The following is a 20094-nucleotide window of genomic DNA, read 5'->3' on the forward strand; positions in this document are numbered from 1 at the left end:
AACAGGCATGGAATCTCTGTTCGCCGACGAGGCCTTCGAGCGACACCCCCGAGTGATCGCTCCCGGAGCCGTCTGGCTGCCCGGGTTCCTGGATGAGGCCGCACAGACATGGATCATCCGGCAGTACCAGGAATGGCAACAGGGCCCTGTGCCGGCCCATACGACGACCATCGCCGGCCACCCGATGAGTGTGAGGACCATCGGTTTGGGCTGGCATTGGCGTCCAGGCCACTACGATCGGCACGCGCGCGACGTCAACAACGAGCGAGTGCTGACGTTTCCGGACTGGATGACCCGCCTGGGGCGCCAGGTCATCGCCTCAGCTGCCGAGGCGGTGGCAGAGGACCCGCATTGCCCGGGGGATGCCCCGAGCCAGTGGGGTCTGGTGGCAGGCAGCTACAGTCCCGATGTGGCGCTGGTCAACTACTACGACCAACACGCGAAGATGGGCATGCATCAGGACAAGGACGAATTCGATCCCGCTCCTGTCGTGTCGCTCTCGCTCGGAGACACATGTGTCTTCCGGTTCGGCAACACCGTGAACCGCAACAGCCCCTTTGAGGACATCCGCCTAGCCTCCGGCGATGCCTTCGTCTTCGGCGGACCCGCCCGTTTCGCCTATCACGGAGTGACCTCGATACACGAGGACACCGCGCCCGGCTACGGACGGTTGGACCGCCTCGGTGGCGGAAGGATCAACATCACGATGCGCACGACGGGCAGGGACTAGTCCGCAGATCCCAGCCCACTCGCCCCCTCGCTTGCCCATCGTGCCCGAGGCCCTCAGCCGAAGAGGGTCTGACCGATGTAGCCGCCCTCGGTGGTGCCGGGCGGAATGGCGAAGAGTCCGGAACCAGTGTGCAGAAGGTATTCGCTCAATGCGTCCTGCGAGGCGAGTCGGTTCTGCAGTGGTACGAAATCGCTTGCGGGATCGGCCACGAAGGCAATGAAGAAGAGCCCCGCGTCCAGATTTCCGCGAGTATCGGCTCCGTCGGCGTAGTTGTAGCCGCGCCGCAGGATCCGCACACCGTCGTTCTGGTTCGGATGGGCCAGGCGCACATGAGAATCGATCGGAATGATCGGCTGATTCCCGGCTCCCATCATCGAGAAGTCGGGTGCCGCAAATTCCTCGCCTCCAGACAGGGGTGCGCCGTCGACCTTCGTGCGACCCAGGATCTGCTCCTGTCCGTCGAGGCTTTCCCGATCCCAGGTTTCGACATGCATCCTGATCCGCCGCGCGACCAGATAACTCCCGTTGTCCATCCAGGAACCGTCCTTGACCCAGACGTGCTTGTCGAGTGCCTTGGCCTCGTCGGATCGCACGTTTGCAGTCCCGTCTTTGAAGCCGAACAGGTTCCGGGGAGTCTCCTGGTCCGGTGATGTCGACGCAGTGCGGCCGAATCCGAGTTGCATCCACCGCGTCGAGACGGTCCCGAATCCCATTCGTATGAGATTGCGGACCGCGTGCACCGCCACCTGCGGATCGTCCGCGCAGGCCTGAATGCACAAATCGCCGCCGACTCGGCCGTCTTCGAGCATGTCACCGGGGAAGTGAGGCAGTTCGATGAGTCCGTCCGGGAGCTGATCGGCGATATCGAAACGATCCTTCCCCTCCGCGTCGAGGAAGAGACTGCGGCCGAATCCGACCGTCACCGTCAGATGGCCCGCACTCAGGCCCTGTGCCTCCCCGGTGTCGATCGGCGGAGCTGTCCGCGACCCGCCGCCCACGCCGTCGGGCACCACCGGCAGACCCTGGCTGAGGTTGGCACACGCCTTCGTCCACGATTGGAGCAGATCGATGAGTTCGTTGCGGTCCGAGGTGAGGACGTTGATCGCGGCGAAGCACATGCGATCCTGCGCCTCTGTGACGATGCCTGCCTGGTGGTCACCGTGGAAGTCAACAACGTCAGAGTCGGCGCCGGAAGCCACGGCGAGACCGTCATGGGCGAAGAAACCTGCGGCAGCTCCCGCGACCAGCGTCCCAGCTCCGACGCCGAACATCGTCCTGCGAGAGACACCGGAAGGATCGGGCATCAGCCCACCACCTTGTCTGTCAGCGTCGACAGCGGCTCAGACAGTGCGTTCACCGAATCCGCGAGCTCTTTGATCTCGTCCTTGCTCAACTCGGTGTAGAGGACGAACCCGTCCCCATCCCGATGTTGATCGAGCAGCTTCTGGAGATCGTCGAAGCGGGTCTCCAGAGTCGAGTCGAGCTCCTTGTCTCTGGTCGCCAGCAATGGCTGCAGGTCCTCATAGGCGATTCGGGCTCCGTCGACATTGGCCTGGAAGTCCCAGAGGTCGGTGTGCGACCAGGCTTCTTCCTCGCCGGTGACCTTGCCGGTGGCAACCTCGTCGAGGAGTTCCTTGGCTCCGTTCGACAGCTGATCGGGAGTGAAACTCATGTCGCGAGTCCGGTCGTAGAGGATCTTGGTGTCTGAGACAAGAAGGTCGGAGTACTTCTGCCGATCGGCATCACTGAGCGCGTCGTAGTCGTCCTTCGGCGGCCACAGATCCTTTTCCAGCAGATGCCAACCGGTCCATTCCTGTCCCTCCTCGAGGTCGGCTTCACGCAGATCGAGCTTGGGATCCAGATCCCCGAAGGATTCAGCCACTGGTTCGATGCGCTCCCAATGCATCCGGACCTCTGCGTAGAGCCTTCGTGCTTTGTCGTCATCACCGTGGCTGTAGGCTTGCGCGAACTTCTTCGTACCCGACTGCAGCTGTTCCGTCTGGTCCTTGACGTAGGAGGCATACTGAGTCGTCGCCTGTTCTGCCAGCTTGGAGTCCTCTGCAACGGCTTCCGTGCCTCCCTCCGACTTCGTCACTGTGAAGTCGTTGCGGATGCCGTCACCGATCATTCCCGGCTTGCACGCGGTGAAATAGCTGCCTTCCGGTGCGGTCACGGTCAGGGAGCGGTTGAGTCCGGGAGCGATGTTCTCAACCTCGCCGATGATCCTGAGTCCGTCTTCGCCGAGGAGGTAGAACTCGGTGACCTTGGTTCCCTCGTTCGTGACATCGAACTTGAGAGTCCCGGCCGGCGCCTCCTGAGCGGAGACCTCGCACTTGTCATCGGTGCTCGAGACGGTGATCGCTTCGTCCGGTTGCTGATTGGGCTCGCAGGCCGTGAGCAGGAGCACCCCGCCGAGAACAACGACGGCCAGGGCCGACCTGGACGTGGATGATGTGAACATGTGGAACCTTTTCGGATAACCGCTGTAGGCGGAATATGATGGATCGCCACGATCAGCGGCGAACGGAAACCTTCTGCGATGACTGATCGGTCGAGGCACGCAGATTGCGCACGAATATGGTGCCGACAATGATGACGTAGGACCACCAGGCGGTGAATTCCACCCAGGTGGTTGCCGGTGAGAAGTTGAACACGCCCTTGAGCAGAACGCCGTACCAGCTCGTAGGTGGAATCGCCTGGGACATGTCGAAGGCAAGGACATGGAGCCCGGGGATGACACCAGCTTCCTGCAGGTCGTGGAACCCATAGGCCAGAACGCCCGCGGCAACGATGATGAGGAAGACACCGGTCCAACGGAAGAACACGGAGAGGTTGAGTCGGAGCAGGCCCTTTGAGATCAGCCACGCGAGCACGACGGCGATGAGGATGCCGGCGACTGCGGCAGCGGTCAGCCCCAGCGCCGAGGTCGAATCCGAGGCACTCGCGCGAGTCGCCGCCCACAGGAACAGCGCTGTCTCCAGTCCTTCACGGCCGACGGAGATCGCGCCCAGAGCGACGAGTCCGAACAGAGGGCCGTCGAGGGCCTTGTCCGTGGCGGCCCGGAGTTCTCCGCTGAGGTTCTTCGACGTCCGTGCCATCCAGAAGATCATCCAGGTGACGAAGCCGACCGCGATGATCGAAAGGCTTCCCCCGATGAACTCCTGAGCTTCAAACGTGAGAGTCGACGGTCCGAAGGTGAGCAGCGCCCCGAACGCGAGGGCGATGAGAATGGCAGCTGCGATTCCCAGCCACATTGCTCTGACTTCTCTGGTCCGACCGATCTTGGACAGGTAGCCGATGAGGATACTCACGATCAGCGCGGCTTCGAGACCTTCGCGCAGGCCGATGAGAAACGTCTGGAACATGGGTGACTTTCTGATTCGGGTGGGCGTCGCGGTGGCGCCTCGCCCATATTAGCATAGGCCAGCCTAACTTAAGTCGCGAAGCGTGCGCACCGGTTCGGCCGAGATCCCAGTCAGGACCGGCAGGCTTGCGGTTGACGGCACACGGAATGTACCTCGCCCTCAATCTCGGTGGGCGGGACCTTCGGGGGCCTCAGGGTCGTTGTCGATGACCCCTCTGGGCGGCCGCGCGAGCCGATTCGGTGCCGTCTTGCGGTAGACGGGCTGTCCGGACAGAACGCTCGAACGTGAGAGCGTATTGCTGCCCACGGAGGAAACGATGATCAGGCACAGCACCGCGACCGCTGCCATGAGCAGAGAGCCCCAGCTGAAGCCGTCCGCATGAAAGTCATAGACGTAGGCAGCAGCGACGATCAACGGCAGACCGAGCCCTGTGCTCGGGGAGAACACGTTGATGCGTGAGAGCGCATCCCGGACTCGAAACATCGCGATCGCGGAGGCGAGCACGAGCAGGGACCCGGTGATTCCGAAAATGCCGACCAGGGTGACGGCCACGGTGTCAGTCATCAGCGCATCCCCCTGGTGAGAATCCGCGAGAGCGCGACGGTCGCGAGAATTCCGACCATGGATGACAGGAAGATCGCGTCGAGGACGATTGACGAGGACACGAGGATCCCGAACATCGTGAGGATCCCGATCGCTGAGAAGTACATCAGGTCGCTGACGATTGCTCGTGAACCCAGATCCTTGGCGGTGAATACCCGAATCAGGCCGACGATGATCGCCGCCGCGAGAATGGCGATGCAGATGCTGACGACGATGCTCATGGGCGTCCTTCCTCCTCTTCAACCTCTGTGACTGTGTCTGCGGTCGCGCCCGGTGCCCGTCCGCGCGTCATCGCGAGGAGGCGCGACTCCATATCGTAGAGCCCCTCCAACGCCGATTCCTCCGAGTCCTCGAAGAGCGCGTGGACGAAGAACACCGGCGGTTGAGTGGAGGTGCCCGCTGCAATTGCTGCGACCAATGTGCCGGGTGTGATCGTGATCGACGATGCGAACAGCGTCACTTCCAGATCGGTGACGCACCTGAGAGGAACCTCGACGATCATCGGACGAGCGAATTGTCGATTGACCAGGAAGAGCCGAGACACGATCGTCGCCGATCCGGTCACGATCGCCCAGAAGATGTAGCAGACATATGAGATGCCGTGGATGAGACGCATCATGGGGTGGTCACCGCCTCGATGTAGGCGTGGTGGTCCAGCAGACCCGCCGCGGCCCGGGCCGTGATCTCAAGCAGAGGCTCGGGATAGACGAATATCGCCACTGACACGGCGATCATGATCGTGCCCGGAACCAGGAGCCGAGCCGGGATGCGCACGCTTCTCGTGATCGGCTGTGCCGAAGCCCTGCCCGTGTCTGCTGAGTCGGGATGATAGCTCTGCATCGGTTGGCCCCAGAACGTGTTGCGCCAGGTCCGCTGGAGCGCGAGCAGGCTGATGAGCGCACCGACGACGATCGCAGCGACCAGCCACCAGCCGATGGTGCTCCCAGTCGCTGTGGCTGCCTTGATGAGGCCGACCTTCCCCCACAGTCCGGAGGTCGGGGGCAGACCGATGAGGGAGAACAGGCCGAGGATCATGAGGATCGTCGCCCATCTCTCGCGATTTGCCAGACCGGAGAGCTTCTTGAATGAGCCCGTGCCGTAGGTCTGCTCGATCGCACCCATGATGAGCAGCAGCCCCGACATCGTGATCATGTGGTGGACCATGTAGAAGGCTCCGGCTCCCAGCGCCGCCGATGTCAGCAGGGCGATGCCGAGCAGGATGTGCCCGACTCCTGCGGTCATCTGGAATCCGAGGACGTTGCGGACTCTGACCTGTCCGAAGCCGGAGAGCGATCCGATGAGGATGCTGGCGACGGCAACGATGACGATGACGTTGACCCAGGGTGCGGGTTCACCGTAGACGGTGGTGTAGATCCGGTACAGGGCGTAGAGGGCGACCTCGGAGTGCAGCCCGGAGAAGAGCGCCATCATACCTGCAGAGGTGTTCGGATAGCTGCGCACCAGCCAGCCGTGGAATGGTGCTCCACCGGCCTTGATGATGAGGGCGAAGAGGACCACACCGATCGCCAGCGCGCCCTGGCCGGTGGGCGTGCCCAGCTGCGCCAGGATCGCAAGATTGACAGTGCCGGTGGCACCGTAGACGAATCCCACGCCGATGAGCAGGATGGTTGAGGTCAGCAGGTTGACCATCACATACATGCGACCCACGCCGAGGCGACGCCAGGTTCCGGTCACTGCGACGAGTGCATACGCCGGCAGAACCATGACTTCAACGAAGACGAAGAAGTTGAACAGGTCCCCGGTGAGCAGCGCACCATAGCCACCGGTGAGCATCATCAGGATCAAAGCTGGTACGAAACGGTACTGGTCCTCACCTGTCGTGATGAGGAAGATGCAGCTCACAATCGCAGTGAGAGACGTCAGGACCAGCATGAGGGCTGTGAACGTATCGGAGACGAAGGGAATGGCCAGGCCCGGAACATATCCGCCGACGGAATGGGCGAGGACGGGCTGGCTCTGGTGGATGACGAGGAGGACGATGCCGAAGGCGCCGACGAAGCTGGGAGCCGCAAGCAGCAGAACCCGATCGAAGGTCCGGGAGGTGATGAGCACGCTCAGCGCGGAGAACAGCAGTGGCACCCCGATGATCAACAGCAAGAATGCGGAATTCATAGCTCGCGTCCCTCCCCTGTCTCCGGGGCCCGTTTCTGGTCATCGTCATGGCCGAGCACGGCCAGGGCGAGCATGAAGATCGTCACCGCCAGGGTGATGACGATGGCGGTCAGGACGAAGGCTTGCGGCAGTGGATCGGCCGCCATGGATTGGTCACCGCGGTTGCTCAGAGGCTCGACGCGCCAAGCGCCGACTCCGGCGGAGAGGAGGATGAAGTTCGCAGCATGGGAGATCAGAGTCAGTCCGAAGACTCCTCTGACCATCGACCGCTGCATCATCAGGTAGACGCCACCCGCGGTGAGGACTCCGATGGTCAGGGCCAGGATCATCGCACACCCTCCTGCTCGTCGGTTGGTTTCGGGTCAGTCGGGTTCCCTGTGGATCGTTCGAGGGGAGCATCGCCACGGAGGATATGCGTTGACGAGGCTCGGACCTTGGCATCCGAGTCGCTGACTCGCGCCCGTCGTTCGCGGTCTGGTCGTTCACCCCTGATCGCGTCCATCGGGCCGCTGAGCTCGCCGTAGACCAGTTCGTCGGCCCGCTCACGGGTGCGCTCGACATCGCGATGGATGATGCCGTTGGTGAGCACGTCATCACCGGCGGGTGTGGCGGCAGAATCTGAGACGCCGAGCAGGTTGAACGACAGCAGGATGAGTCCGAGTACCGCCAGGTACACCCCGAGGTCGAAGATCATCGAGGTCGTGAAGTGCTGGCCCAGGAGGTAGCCGTGCATGGGCTTGAGGAAGGAACCAGCGAAGACCAAGCCGATGAAGCCCGTCGCCACCGCCGTGGCCACCCCGAACCCGATCAGGTACAGAGGAGCCTTGGGCGGCCCGATCGCCCGGTCCTTGGCCGTGGACATGTAGAGAAGACCGATGACAGCGGATCCGATGAGCGCGGCGATGAATCCGCCCCCGGGCTCGTTGTGCCCGCGCCAGAAGATCACCAGAGAAGTGATCGCCAGCAGAGGTCCGAGCACCTTGATCGTCAGCTGCAGTGGAATCACGTTGGGCCAGGCTTCGTGAACGGCCCGGTAGGCAGAGGTCCCCCGTGGTCGCACCGACACCCATGCCCGCCGCGGGGGTTCCGGAATGTTCTCCGCCGGAGGGTCGATGAACTTGTCCTTGACCGTCGACATCACGGCTACGATCGCAATCCCGGCCATGCCCAGAACAGTGAGCTCGCCGAGGGTGTCCAAAGCACGGAATTCGACCAGGATGGTGTTGACGATATTGTGGCCGCCGCTGATGTCCGGAGCATTCTCAATGTAGTAGAGGCCGAGGTCGGATCGCTCCCGGCGCCCGTTGAGCGCCAGAGTCAACACGGTCACGGCAGCTCCGACAATGATGGCGAAGATCGCGCGCGTACCCTGCAGTCGTTTCGGATATTTCCAGAACGAACGGGGCAGCTTCTGGAGGACGAGCATGACGACGATGATCGTCATTGCCTCCACGAGCAGCTGGGTGAGGGTGACATCCGGGGCACCGAGCGCCAGAATCTGGACGGTGGCGAGAATGCCGACCCCTGAGAGTGCGACGACCGTGGTCAGACGCGAATGGGATGTGCACACGACCAGGACTGCCACAGTGATGAGGACGAGGAGGACGATGTCGACCGGCTTCCACAAGCCCTCCTGCAACGGTGGCAGATCGGAGTAGATCAGAGGAACAGCGGTGAATGTGAGCACCGCGAGGCCACCCAGGGACATCGCGAGATACGGGCCAGAATTCATGGGGTGCACGAAGATGCCCAGCATCCGACCGATCCGACGCAGCACCAAGGTGATTCCGGCGATGACATCTGCGCCATTGAAGCCCAGGGTCGCACGGTGGAAGAACACGAAGACGCGTGAACGGTTGACGATGATGACCACGCCGATCACGATGATGAGCAGCGAGGCGACCAGTTCCTTATTCACACCGTGCCAGAGAGCCAGGTGCACCGCTTCGCTCGCATCCGGGATGGCCGCAGCGACAGCCTGGTCGAGGGGATTGTCGAAGGCGAACAGAACGAAGCTGAGCGGAATCGAGGCGAGGATCGGAAGAGCAGCGGAGATGAGCATAACTGGTGAGTTGTGCCCCAGCCGCGCCCGGTCCACGGGTTTGCCGTCGATGAGCGCACCCCACACGGACTTCGCGCAGTAGGCGAAGGTGAGAACCGAAGCACCAACAGCGACCAGCAGAGCCGCCCAAGCCGTCCAGTTCGAGCCGGGGGTGTCGTCGAAGGCGGTGAACAGAGACTCCTTGGACACGAAGCCGAGCAGCGGCGGAATACCCGCCATTGAGGCGCAGCCGATGATCATCACAGCGAAGGATGCCGGGGCGGCGCGCATCAGTCGTGGAATCCGGGTCAGCTCACGCGTGCCGGCGAGATGATCGATGACACCGACCATCATGAACAGGCCCGATTTGAACAGAGCATGGGCGATCACGTGCAAACATGCCGCCGCGATCGCCGTTTCGGTGCCGATGCCGATGACTGCGGTGATCAGGCCCAGCTGCGACACCGTCGAATAGGCCATCAGCTTCTTGACGTCGTACTGGTTGAGAGCGAACCATCCGCCGATGGAAGCCGTGATCAGACCCGCGACGATGAGCAGGCCGTTCCAGGCTGGTGTGGCGTGGAAGGCCGGGGAGAAACGCAGCAGCAGGAAGATGCCCGCTTTGACGACGGCAGCAGCGTGCAGATACGCCGATACAGGTGTGGCCGCAGCCATAGCGTCGGGCAGCCAGGAGTGGAACGGGAACTGGGCGGACTTCGTCATCGCTGCGACCGCGATGAGGATGGCCACCAAGGTGGTCGCGGCCGGATTCTGTGACCAGACCGGCGAGATCAGCGCCTCGTGGACGCTCGTCGTGCCGGTCACTGCGATGATCACACCGGTTCCGACCAACAGTGAGAGTCCGCCGAGGAAGGTGATGAGCATGGTGCGCAAGGACGGCGCCTGCGCGGGTGAACCCGACCGCGCGATGAGGAAGAATGATGCCAGGGATGTCAGTTCCCAGCAGACGAACAGCACCAGCAGATTATCGCTGAGGACGAGCATCACCATGGAGAAGGTGAAGATCACCATCAGCCAGTAGAAGCTCGTGTTTCGTCCGTGGGACAGGTAACTGGTCGAATAGACGAAGACGATCGCACCGATGATCAGTGCGATATAGGTGAAGATGACGCCGATGCCATCGGCGCGTAGGGCCAGATCGACTCCGAGGGTGGGAATCCACTGGTAGGTCACTTCCGGGGTGGCCCCGGCCATCACCTCGGCGGCAGTGGGGGTGAACAGGCCGGCAACGCCGAGATAGGCGGCGGCCAGGAGCCAACCGCTGGATTTGCCGAGCCAGCGAGTGATGAGGGGTGTGAGAATGATGAGTGCGGCAAGAGCGACAACCGTTAGAATCATGACCGAGGCCTCAGGGCCCAGGACGCAGGTGATGTTTCCTTCACTCACTGACCCTTCGACACGATGCACGCAATCTCGGATGAACGCGGACTTACAAATGATTACACTATCGACTCGGAGTTCCATGAGCAAAAGCACACGCAGTCCTCAGCCGAGCGAAACGATCCGCGTCTTCTTCGATGCCCGCTTCACGCGAATGACCCACCACGACGGTATCTCCCGCTACGGCTCATGCCTGCTCGCGGCTCTTCTGAGAGCCGTACGCGGAACCGACATCGAGGTCACGGCGATCATCAACGACGAGGCTCAGTTGAACCTGCTCCCCGAATGTGCGTGGGTCAAACTCAACTCCCCCACGTCGCCACAGGAGATCTTCATGGGGAGAAAGCTCAACGCCCTCGGTGCCGATGTGGTCTTCTCAACCATGCAGGTGATGGGATCAACGGGACGCAGGTACGGTCTCATCCTGACCGTCCACGATCTCATCTACTATTCGCATCCGCTGCCCCCTGCTGATCTGCCCTCGGCAGTCCGAATGCTGTGGCGGGCCTACCACCTCAGCTTCGCCCCGCAGCGTCTGCTGCTGGGGCGCGCCGATGCGATCGCAGCCGTGAGTCAGACGACGAAGGACCTCATCGCCGATCACCGCCTGTCAACGAAGCCAGTGACGGTCGTGTCCAATGCCGCCGAGGCTGCTGTTGCCGGAGTCCGCGCGGTCAACCGGCATGATGCACGCTCACTGGTCTACATGGGCGCGTTCCTGCCGTACAAGAACGTCGAGACCCTCATTCGCTCGCTCGTGCATCTGCCGGGGTGGACACTGCACATCGCCAGTCGCATCGACGGCAGACGTGAAGCCGCATTACGTGCGCTGATCCCTGACCGGGCGAAGGTGGTCTTCCACCGGGGTGTCAGTGATGACGAGTATGCAGAACTGCTCGAGGGCACGACCGCTCTGGTCACGGCCTCTCAGGAGGAGGGCTTCGGGCTTCCTGTCATCGAGGCGATGGCCCAGGGGGTCCCAGTGGCGATCTCGGACATTTCGATCTTCCATGAGATCGCTGGGGACGCTGCTGTGTACTTCGACCCCGATGACGCCAGTGACGTGGCAGCCACGATCGGCCGTCTCACAGATGCCAGACTGTGGTCCGAACTCTCGGCGGCAGGGCAGAAGCAGGCACAGTCATTCGATTGGGACTCATCCGCACAGGCGCTGGTCGGCATGATTCGCTCGGTTCACGCCTCACGGCAGTGAGAGCAAGTGCCATGAGCACGTAGGCCAGAGACACGATGCGCGTCGGTCAGAGGCACAGTGTGCGTCTGTCACGAACACAGTGTGCATCAGGAGGGTGCGGTGCCCCAGCTGCGCAGGACCCAGTTGGTTCCGGTGAATCCGAATTCGCCGTGTCCACAGTTGCCCAGAACCGCCAGGCGACCAGTCCCGTCCATGCCAAGCAGCAGTTCTGCGGCTGCGCGAAGGACTGCTCCATGAGCGACGATAACAATGGCCTCGGCGTTCGAACCATCGACGATGTCGGTGATCGCCGAGGCGACGCGCCGACCGGATTCCAAGCGCGATTCGCCACCTGGTGGGCTCATGTCCGCTCCGCTGAGCCATTGGTCGAGCTCGTGGGGCCAGGACGCACTGAGCTCGTCCCGGGTGTGTCCCTCCCACTGGCCGAAGGCGGTCTCACGCAGACGGTCGTCACGTGTGACATCGACGTTCAGCAGTGACGCCAGCTCGTCGGCAGTGTCAGCGGCCCGCGATAAATCGGAGGAGACGATGAGGTCAGGCTGCAGTTCGCTGAGGTAGCTCGCTGCCTGCACGGCTTGAGTCCGTCCGAGTTCATTGAGCGGGATGTCGGTCTGACCTTGGAACCGGCGTTCGACGTTGTAGTCGGTCTGGCCATGGCGCCAGAAGATGACGGTCCTGGTCATTGAGCGTCGTCGGCACCAGAGGGTGCCGGCAACTCCAGATCGATGACCGGGCAGTCCTTCCACAGACGTTCGAGGGCGTAGTATTCGCGCTGTTCGTGCGAGAAGACGTGGACGACGATGTCGCCGAAGTCGAGAAGAACCCAATCGCCGCTCCCCCGTCCTTCACGGCGCAGCGGGGTGTGCCCGTATGTCGTCTGCAGCGCTTGTTCGACAGAGTCGACGATCGATGCGATCTGCCGATCGTTCTCTGCCGAGATGATGAGGAAGGCATCAGTGATGTAGAGAGTGGCACTCACGTCGAGGGCCACCTGATCGGTGCCGAACTTCTCGTCCGCCGCAAGTGCGGCAGTCCTCAGCATTTGGGTTGATTCAACGATCTTGCTCACAAGAGCCTTTCAGATGATTACAGCAACATGACCAGTGCAATGACGATGAGTGCGACTGCGAAGAGCGCAGCAACACCCAGCACTACATAGGGTACTTTGGATGGTTCTTCGCCAACAAGGATCCGGCCATCGTGACCGGTGACCTCACTGGCGCGAATCCGAGTCCCTGGAGGGTTCTCGGTCTCTTCGTCCTCATAGTCAGAGTTGGGAAGCGCCCACGCCTCGGGCACAGCCTCCATCGGGCGAGTCTCCGGGTTGGCTGCAAGAGCGCGGGCAGCGTCGTCTGACGAGGTTCCAGCCCCTTCAGCGGAGTCTGTCGTATCTGCGGAGTCGAGATCGAGTGCAGAGCCGCCTGGACCCGTCGCAGCCTCGTCGATGCCGGCCTCCCCGATGGTCTCCGGACCTTCGACCTCGGGGGTCTTGGCCGACGCAGCCGTGACGACTCGCACTCCTGAGCTGCTCGGCGGCTGCACTATCGGCATGCGCCGCGAGCGGCTCGCAACGCCACGCTCGTCGGTCGGATCGTCGTTTCCCGCATCATCAGCGACAGCCGATGGATCCGTTTCCGCTGACTCAACTGCCGGCCGCTCAGGTGTGGTGGGTTCGGTTCTCGGCTGTGCGGGGCTCGCTGGTTCAGCAGTCGACGGCTGGGGAGCAGACGACAGAACGTCATCCTGCATCGGCGATTCTGCAACTGCAGAGTCAGAGTCTGTCAACGCCACCTCGGCGTCCAGATCCTCGATCGGCTGGGACAGCGCATCGTGGGGGGCATCGCCGAGGGCAGTCGGTCGCGGTGCTGAATCAGGGGTGACGGGAGATTCGAAGTCCCGTGCGGCGACCTCGTCGGCCGATCCGCCGAATCCTGCGGTGTCGAGGGATTCGTACTCGCCAGCAATGGCTTCGTCTGATTCCTCGGGTGATGTCTCTTCAGGACCCGCGATGACCGGGAGCGCCCCAGTGGAGACATCGCCTTCCAGGGACAACCCGTGTTCGCGCAGGTAGTTCTTACGTGCGGTGCGCGACGAGAAATGGGGCAGGGGGGCCGCTTGTGGATCGAGACGCTCTTCAGCATTGCCCGGCGGCCGAGATTCCTGCCCATGGTCAGCAGCCGATGCACCGTGCTCATGGGAGATAGGAGGTGGTGGTTCCGCGTCGACGTGGGAGGTGGTGTCAACAGGCTCGGGTTCGTCGCTGCTTGGCTCGGGTTCGGACACGCCTGTGTGCGATTCGGGTGCCTGCGCGGGGGCCGCCGACGAGTTCAGCAGTTCGGCCGGTTCGCTCGGTGACGGCTCGCTTGGCTGCTCAGGGGTCTCTCGTGCTTCGAACGCCTGTTCTGCAGCCAACCGCTCGGCTTCTCGCCTGGCGCGGCGTGATGTGAACTGCTCCTCAGCCATTTTCACTCCTGTACAACTCGTATTTCGCGATGTACTGAACGACCCCATCCGGTACGAGATACCAGACGGGCGCCCCATCCATCACCCGTAGTCTGCAATCCGTGGACGAGATTGACAGTGCAGGAATCTGCACCAAGCTCAACCGGTCGACCGGAAGACCCTCACTGCGAAGTTCGTGTCCCGGGCGGCTCACTCCGACGAAGTGAGCCAAAGAAAACAGCTCATCTACATTCTTCCACGTCAGAATCTGAGCCAAAGCGTCCGCGCCGGTGATGAAGAACATCTCTGTGTCGGATCCGTAGCTCCTAGCCAAATCCCGAAGCGTGTCGATGGTGTACGTGGGACCAGGACGATCAACGTCGGCACGCGAGACGGTGAAGCGTGGGTTCGACGCGGTTGCGATGACGGTCATCAGGTAACGGTGTTCGGCACTGGTGACCTCCCCGGCGTCCTTCTGATACGGGCGACCAGTGGGCACGAAGACGACCTCATCGAGGTCGAACGTCGACTGCACCTCACTGGCTGCAACCAGGTGGCCGTGGTGAATGGGGTCGAAGGTGCCACCCATGACACCGACCCGGCGTGTTTGCTGTGCCATATCAGTGGCGGTTCGAGATGCCCTTCCACGACCGGCTCACTGCTGCCATCGAGAGGAAGATCGCGAGGGTGATGAGTCCGAAGAAGATCGGGTCCATCGGCAATTCGGTGTGGTGGGCTGCCTTCTCCGCGCCTTCGGCAACGGTGGTCAACAGGGCTGCGTTCACGTGCTCTCTCCTTCTCAGTGATGATGACGCGGTCTGTCTGCGTCGCAGTGCGTATGGCTTCAGTTTCTCATGAACAAAGACACATGTGGGCATCGACATGGGTATGAGTTCGGAACGAGTTCACCGTCGGCGCCCTCGGGCCAGGGCCGCATCAGCTCCGGATCTGACCATTGCCCATCATGACCCACTTCGTTGTCGTCAGCTGTTCAACACCCATGGGCCCACGGGCGTGAAGCTTTTGGGTCGAGATTCCCACCTCTGCGCCGAAGCCGAGCTCTCCCCCATCGGTGAATCGCGTGGACACGTTGACCCCGACCGCTGCGGCATCGATGGCTGTGACGAATGTCTCTGCATTGTCGATGTCCTTGGTCACGATCACTTCGGTGTGACCTGAGGAATAGGCGCGAATATGCTCGATGGCTTCGTCGATACCCGAAACGACCTTCACCGCCAGTTCGAGGTCAAGATATTCTTTCGCCCAGTCACGTCGAGAGACACGCTTGACCTTCATGGACTCCGGTGCCAGTGCCGCAACACTGGAGTCGGCGTGGAGAACAACCCCGGCTGCGTCGAGTCGCTCGAGGATTTTGGGGAGGACGCGCTTGGCTGCCTTCTCATGAACCAGCAGGGTTTCGAGTGAGTTGCAGACACTGGGCCGATGCGTCTTCGAGTTGACCACCAGGTCGACCGAATTTTTGACGGTGGCCGATGAATCGATGAACATGTGGACGTTCCCGATTCCGGTCTCGATGACTGGAACCAGCGACTCCTGCACGACTGTGTTGATGAGTTCGGCTCCACCGCGTGGAATGAGGAGGTCGACGTAGTCGCGTGCGTTCATGAGCACGCTGGCTCCGTCGCGTCCGTATTGGTCGATTCCGTTGATCGAATCTACGGGCAATCCGGCTGATTCCACGGCCTTGCGCAGCACGGAGACGATTTCAGCATTGGAGTTCTGAGCGGCTGAGCCTCCGCGCAGGACGGTGGCATTGCCGGCTTTGAGTGCGAGGATCGCGATGTCGACGGTGACGTTGGGGCGAGCTTCGTAGATCGCACCGATCACCCCCAACGGCACACGGCTCTGGGTCAAACGAATGCCATTGGGCAGAACTCGCCCCACGACGACGTTGCCCACTGGGTCATCGAGATCGATGATCGTTCCCACCGATGCGGCCATGGCTTCGACGCGATCATGATCGAGTCTCAGTCGATCGAGGAGTCCTGCGTTCATTCCGTTGTCGATGCCGGCGGCGATGTCGATTTCATTGGCTTTGACGATTCGCGCCGAATTCTCACGCAGGGCTTCGGCGATCGCGCGCAGCCCGGCGTCTTTCTCTGCAGTCGATGTGGTCGCCAGGCGAGCGGCGGCGCTCTTGGCGTTCCTGACCACTCTGGTGACGCCCCGAACGGTCTTCGGATGTATCTCGGATACAGCGGTCATGGACTATCTCCCCCCGCTCACGTGAGTGAGTACGAGATCATTGCGATGGATGACCTCTTTACGGTAGTCATTTCCGAGTCGGGTGCCAAGTTCGTCCGTGGACATGCCAAACATCGCGGGCAGTTCGTGTGAGGAGAAGTTGGTCATGCCGCGGGCGATGACCTCACCACCAAGGTTTCTGATCTCGATGGGATCACCGGCTTCGAAGTCACCGGTCACGTCAGTGACGCCGGCGGCCAGCAGAGACGTTCCATGTGCGAGCACAGCGGATTCGGCGCCATTGTCGATGGTCACCGAGCCGAACGTGCGAGCCAAATGGCGCAGCCAGAGCAACCGCGTTCCGCGTCGTTTGTGCGTCACGGAGAACCAGGTGCCCACCCGTTCTCCGCCGAGCACTGCTGAGACCCTCTCAGCCGAGGTCAGCACCGCGGGTATCCCCGAGTCAGCAACCATGAGCGCAGCTTCGACCTTTGTTGCCATGCCTCCTGTGCCGGTACCGGCGGCCCCGGTCCCACCGATGGCGATGTCGCCGAGGTCTGCGATGGAAGAAACCTGTTCGATGCACACCGACTCGGGCAGATGCGGCGGACCGGAATAAAGGGCGTCGACATCAGAGAGCAGCACGAGAGCGTCTGCGTGTGCAAGGTGTGCGACGAGTGCGGCCAGGCGATCATTATCACCGAAACGGATCTCTTCGGTCGCCACAGCATCGTTCTCATTGACGATCGGCAGGGTGCCGAGGGCAAGAAGCTTGTCGATGGCGCGTTGGGCGTTCTTGTACCGAGTGCGTCGGATCAGATCATCGGCTGACAGCAGCACCTGTCCGGGCACCAGATCGTAACGCCCCAGCGCCCGGGTGTAGGCGGCCATGAGCAGACCCTGCCCGACTCCGGCAGCGGCCTGCTGAGTGGCAAGGTCACGGGGCCGTTTGTTCAACCCCATTGGTTCAAGCCCGGCAGCGATCGCGCCGGAGGACACGAGGATGACCTCGTGACCGGCGGCACGATGGGCACCGATGACATCGGTGAGGGCGATCAGCTTCGCCTCATCCAACCCCCCGTCAAGGGTGGTCAGAGATGAGGAGCCGACCTTGATCACGATGCGTCGGGCTGCTGCGATATCGGTGCGCGCCGAGACGCTGCCAGAGTCGGTGAACTGGCTCTCGCTCATTCCTGGCCGGACTCGGGATCGGAAGGCACGCGAGCGGACTCTTCTCGACTGCGACCGGCACGGTCTGCAAGCCGCTCCTCTTCGAACTCAGCACGGACAGCGGCCTTCGCATCCATCCGATCGTGGAATGCGGCTTTGCGTTCCTTGCGAGTGGAACGAGCATCCTCATCCAAGCGCAGGTCCGTCCCGCGGCTGCCCAGCAGCTCGGCGCCTCCGACACTTGTCGGATCCCAATCGAAGACGACGCCGTCATCTCCGCCGATCACGATCGTATCGCCGGGTTTGGCACCGGCCTTGAACAGAGACTCCTCGACTCCGAGGCGATCGAGGCGATCTGCGAGATAACCGACAGCCTCATCGTTGGCGAAGTCCGTCTGCCGAACCCAACGTTCCGGCTTGACGCCGCGGATGCGGAAGACAGGACCGTCGTCGTCGCTTTCGGCCTGAACCTGGAAACCACGGTCGTCAACGGCCCTGGGGCGGATGACGACACGTTGTGGCGTTGCCTCGAGTTCTTCCCGACGCTCACGTTCGGCTGTGACGAGTTCCGCCATCGCGAAGGACAGCTCCCGCAGGCCCGCGTGGCTGACTGCTGAGATCTCGAATACCCGATAGCCGGCGGCTTCCAGATCGGGACGGACGATATCGGCCAAGTCATGGCCGTCGGGGATGTCGACCTTGTTCAGTGCTACGAGCTTCGGACGATCGGACAGAGGCTGCAGTCCGCTTCCGTCGTCGAGGTCGACCGCATATGCGGCGAGCTCCGATTCGATAATGGTCAGATCCGAGACGGGATCACGGCCTGGCTCCCAGGTCGCCATATCGACGACATGGACCAGCGCGGCACAGCGTTCGACGTGACGGAGGAACTCAAGACCAAGGCCCTTGCCTTCTGACGCTCCTGGGATGAGGCCCGGCACATCGGCGATGGTATAACGCACATCGCCGGCCTGAACCACGCCGAGGTTGGGCACGAGTGTGGTGAACGGGTAGTCCGCGATCTTCGGCTTGGCTTCTGACATGGCCGCGATGAGGCTGGATTTGCCAGCTGAAGGATAACCGACGAGCGCAATGTCCGCGATCGTCTTGAGCTCCAGCACCAAGCTCAGCGTGTCGCCCGGCTCACCCAGCAGGGCGAAGCCCGGGGCCTTGCGTTTGGACGAGGCCAAAGCGGCGTTGCCGAGGCCGCCACGACCACCCGCGGCAGCAACGTATTCGGTGCCCGCGTCGACGAGGTCGGCGACGATCTCGCCGTTCTGGTTCTTCACGACCGTGCCATCCGGGACGGCGATGATGAGATCTCCTCCATCTGCACCATGGCGCAGATCGCCCTTCCCGATGCCGCCGTCGTTTGCAGTCAGATGCGGACGGTGATGCAGTGCGAGCAGCGTTGTGGTCTGAGCGTCGACGACGAATTTGACGTCACCACCCTGACCTCCGTTGGCGCCATCAGGCCCGCCCAGAGGTTTGAACTTTTCGCGCCGGATCGAGGCGCAGCCGTTGCCACCGTCTCCGGCGGAAAGATGGACTGTGACACGGTCTATGAACTCGGTTGCCATAATGTCCTTATATCAGATGAAGGGTGAGTCTCGAGACTCACCCTTCATGGACCCCTCTCAGGGGAAAAACAGAACTAGTCGATCAAGCGCCGACGATATTGACGATCTTGCGACCGTTGCGTTTGCCGAATTCCACGGCTCCTGCGGACAGTGCGAAGAGTGTGTCGTCTCCGCCGCGTCCGACGTTGGCTCCCGGGTGGAACTTTGTTCCGCGCTGGCGAACGATGATCTCTCCGGCCTTGACAACCTGCCCACCGAAGCGCTTCACACCGAGGTACTGCGGGTTCGAGTCGCGACCGTTACGGGACGAGCTGACTCCCTTTTTGCTTGACATGTGAAGTCTCCTCTTACTTGATGTTCGTGATCTTCAGACGGGTGAGGTCCTGGCGGTGGCCCTGACGCTTCTTGTAACCGGTCTTGTTCTTGTATTTCTGAATGATGATCTTGGGACCGCGAAGTTCATTGACGACCTCAGCGCTGACGGCAACCTTCGACAGGGCGTCAACGTCGGTCGTGACAGTCTCACCGTCGACGAGGAGGACGGCATCGAGTTCGACACTTTCCCCGGCCTTCGCCTTCATTCGGTTAACTGTGATGATGTCGCCGACGCTGACCTTTTCCTGATGGCCACCGGCACGGACAATGGCATAGACCATGGTCGAACCCTTTCTGTTCATACACAAACGAACGGCGGTTGATCCCTTGGCTCCCGAGGAAGGATTTCCCCGAGTGTCCCATTGAGAGGAATCACCAGCCGTGGTGCTCGCAGCACCGACGATCTAGTCTAATGGATTCGACGGCTGTTGGCCAAACCGTTCGAGTTTGAGAACTCACGCTTCTCGGGTCTCCGCGATCCGTTCGTGATGACGGATCACCTCGGCGACGATGAAGGTCAGGAACTTCTCTGCGAACTCCGGGTCCAGGTGCGCATCTTCGGCCAGCCGTCGAAGGTGGGCGACTTGCCTGCCTTCCCTCGCGGGATCTGCGGGAGGCAGGCCATGGTCGGCCTTCAGCTCACCGACTGTCTCTGTGAGCTTGAACCTCTCGGCGAGGAGGTGGATGAGCGCTGCGTCAATGTTGTCAATGCTTCCGCGCAGTTCCAACAGTCGCTCCTGGGCACGTGTCTTATCGTTGATCTGATCCACATGCACCAGTCTAACGAGCCTCAGGCCGCTCCTCAGCCGCCACGCAGAGACCGATCCCGCGCCATG

At 61.9% G+C, this 20094-nt stretch carries 22 protein-coding genes; 2 read left to right on the forward strand and 20 right to left on the reverse strand.

All coding sequences use genetic code 11. The features are described 5' to 3' along the window. The first annotated feature begins 7 nt into the window (after window positions 1-7). Window positions 8-730: an alpha-ketoglutarate-dependent dioxygenase AlkB gene (locus BANT918_RS02470; RefSeq protein WP_101618774.1), complete on the forward strand. Its 723-nt coding sequence runs from the start codon at window positions 8-10 to the stop codon at window positions 728-730. A 53-nt stretch (window positions 731-783) separates the two neighbouring features. Here the strand turns inward: BANT918_RS02470 and efeB are convergent, their stop codons facing one another. The 9 genes from efeB to BANT918_RS02515 form a co-directional block, all read right to left on the reverse strand. Further along, window positions 784-2034, reverse strand: coding sequence for an iron uptake transporter deferrochelatase/peroxidase subunit (gene efeB, locus BANT918_RS02475; protein WP_101618775.1), 1251 nt, complete (start codon window positions 2032-2034; stop codon window positions 784-786). Then, a complete protein-coding gene (efeO, locus tag BANT918_RS02480) occupies window positions 2034-3191 on the reverse strand; it encodes an iron uptake system protein EfeO (RefSeq protein WP_101618776.1) in 1158 nt (385 codons plus the stop codon). The genes efeB and efeO overlap by 1 nt, the downstream gene beginning before the upstream one ends. A 52-nt stretch (window positions 3192-3243) precedes the next feature. Further along, entirely contained in the window at window positions 3244-4095 is an 852-nt protein-coding gene (gene efeU, locus BANT918_RS02485) for an iron uptake transporter permease EfeU (RefSeq protein WP_101618777.1), read from the reverse strand. Window positions 4096-4254: 159 nt separating this feature from the next. Beyond that, entirely contained in the window at window positions 4255-4659 is a 405-nt protein-coding gene (locus tag BANT918_RS02490; RefSeq protein ID WP_101618778.1) for a cation:proton antiporter, read from the reverse strand. After that, a complete protein-coding gene (locus tag BANT918_RS02495; RefSeq protein ID WP_101618779.1) occupies window positions 4659-4919 on the reverse strand; it encodes a monovalent cation/H+ antiporter complex subunit F in 261 nt (86 codons plus the stop codon). The genes BANT918_RS02490 and BANT918_RS02495 overlap by 1 nt, the downstream gene beginning before the upstream one ends. Then, on the reverse strand, window positions 4916-5317 hold the full coding sequence (locus tag BANT918_RS02500; protein WP_233429434.1) for a Na+/H+ antiporter subunit E: 402 nt from the start codon (window positions 5315-5317) through the stop codon (window positions 4916-4918). Before BANT918_RS02500 ends, BANT918_RS02495 begins: the two co-directional genes overlap by 4 nt. Further along, window positions 5314-6831, reverse strand: coding sequence for a monovalent cation/H+ antiporter subunit D family protein (locus BANT918_RS02505; protein ID WP_101618780.1), 1518 nt, complete (start codon window positions 6829-6831; stop codon window positions 5314-5316). The genes BANT918_RS02500 and BANT918_RS02505 overlap by 4 nt, the downstream gene beginning before the upstream one ends. Further along, window positions 6828-7160: a sodium:proton antiporter gene (locus BANT918_RS02510; protein WP_101618781.1), complete on the reverse strand. Its 333-nt coding sequence runs from the start codon at window positions 7158-7160 to the stop codon at window positions 6828-6830. Before BANT918_RS02510 ends, BANT918_RS02505 begins: the two co-directional genes overlap by 4 nt. After that, a complete protein-coding gene (locus BANT918_RS02515; RefSeq protein WP_101618844.1) occupies window positions 7157-10231 on the reverse strand; it encodes a DUF4040 family protein in 3075 nt (1024 codons plus the stop codon). Before BANT918_RS02515 ends, BANT918_RS02510 begins: the two co-directional genes overlap by 4 nt. Window positions 10232-10355: 124 nt before the next feature. On the opposite strand from BANT918_RS02515, the gene BANT918_RS02520 reads away from it, so the two are divergent. Continuing rightward, window positions 10356-11486: a glycosyltransferase family 4 protein gene (locus BANT918_RS02520; RefSeq protein WP_208617969.1), complete on the forward strand. Its 1131-nt coding sequence runs from the start codon at window positions 10356-10358 to the stop codon at window positions 11484-11486. Between the two features lie 86 nt (window positions 11487-11572). On the opposite strand, the gene BANT918_RS02525 is transcribed toward BANT918_RS02520, so the two are convergent. The 11 genes from BANT918_RS02525 to BANT918_RS02570 all read right to left on the reverse strand — a co-directional run bounded on the left by BANT918_RS02525 (window position 11573) and on the right by BANT918_RS02570 (window position 20028). Then, entirely contained in the window at window positions 11573-12169 is a 597-nt protein-coding gene (locus BANT918_RS02525; RefSeq protein ID WP_101618782.1) for a histidine phosphatase family protein, read from the reverse strand. Continuing rightward, window positions 12166-12555 (reverse strand): ribosome silencing factor, encoded by a 390-nt coding sequence (gene rsfS / locus BANT918_RS02530; protein WP_167389355.1) that lies wholly within the window; start codon window positions 12553-12555, stop codon window positions 12166-12168. The genes BANT918_RS02525 and rsfS overlap by 4 nt, the downstream gene beginning before the upstream one ends. 17 nt (window positions 12556-12572) lie before the next feature. Then, entirely contained in the window at window positions 12573-13949 is a 1377-nt protein-coding gene (locus tag BANT918_RS02535) for a hypothetical protein (RefSeq protein WP_101618784.1), read from the reverse strand. Then, window positions 13942-14547, reverse strand: a complete 606-nt coding sequence (gene nadD / locus BANT918_RS02540) for a nicotinate-nucleotide adenylyltransferase (protein WP_101618785.1) — start codon at window positions 14545-14547, stop codon at window positions 13942-13944. The genes BANT918_RS02535 and nadD overlap by 8 nt, the downstream gene beginning before the upstream one ends. Window position 14548: 1 nt before the next feature. Beyond that, window positions 14549-14713 carry a hypothetical protein gene (locus tag BANT918_RS17305; RefSeq protein ID WP_167389343.1) on the reverse strand — a complete coding sequence of 55 codons (165 nt, stop codon included), beginning with the start codon at window positions 14711-14713 and terminating at the stop codon, window positions 14549-14551. 151 nt (window positions 14714-14864) lie between these two features. Beyond that, window positions 14865-16154 carry a glutamate-5-semialdehyde dehydrogenase gene (locus BANT918_RS02545; protein ID WP_101618786.1) on the reverse strand — a complete coding sequence of 430 codons (1290 nt, stop codon included), beginning with the start codon at window positions 16152-16154 and terminating at the stop codon, window positions 14865-14867. Between the two features lie 3 nt (window positions 16155-16157). Next, window positions 16158-17324, reverse strand: a complete 1167-nt coding sequence (gene proB / locus BANT918_RS02550; protein ID WP_101618787.1) for a glutamate 5-kinase — start codon at window positions 17322-17324, stop codon at window positions 16158-16160. Next, complete coding sequence (gene obgE, locus BANT918_RS02555) at window positions 17321-18883, reverse strand: GTPase ObgE (RefSeq protein ID WP_101618788.1); 1563 nt, start codon at window positions 18881-18883, stop codon at window positions 17321-17323. The genes proB and obgE overlap by 4 nt, the downstream gene beginning before the upstream one ends. An 82-nt stretch (window positions 18884-18965) precedes the next feature. Beyond that, window positions 18966-19217, reverse strand: a complete 252-nt coding sequence (rpmA, locus tag BANT918_RS02560) for a 50S ribosomal protein L27 (protein WP_009884168.1) — start codon at window positions 19215-19217, stop codon at window positions 18966-18968. 13 nt (window positions 19218-19230) lie between these two features. After that, entirely contained in the window at window positions 19231-19539 is a 309-nt protein-coding gene (gene rplU / locus BANT918_RS02565; protein WP_029417392.1) for a 50S ribosomal protein L21, read from the reverse strand. A 174-nt stretch (window positions 19540-19713) separates the two neighbouring features. Then, a complete protein-coding gene (locus BANT918_RS02570) occupies window positions 19714-20028 on the reverse strand; it encodes a chorismate mutase (RefSeq protein ID WP_101618789.1) in 315 nt (104 codons plus the stop codon). Between the last annotated feature and the right edge of the window lie 66 nt (window positions 20029-20094).

The sequence above is a fragment of the Brevibacterium antiquum CNRZ 918 genome (assembly GCF_900169145.1).
GTDB classification, from domain to species: Bacteria; Actinomycetota; Actinomycetes; order Actinomycetales; family Brevibacteriaceae; genus Brevibacterium; species Brevibacterium koreense.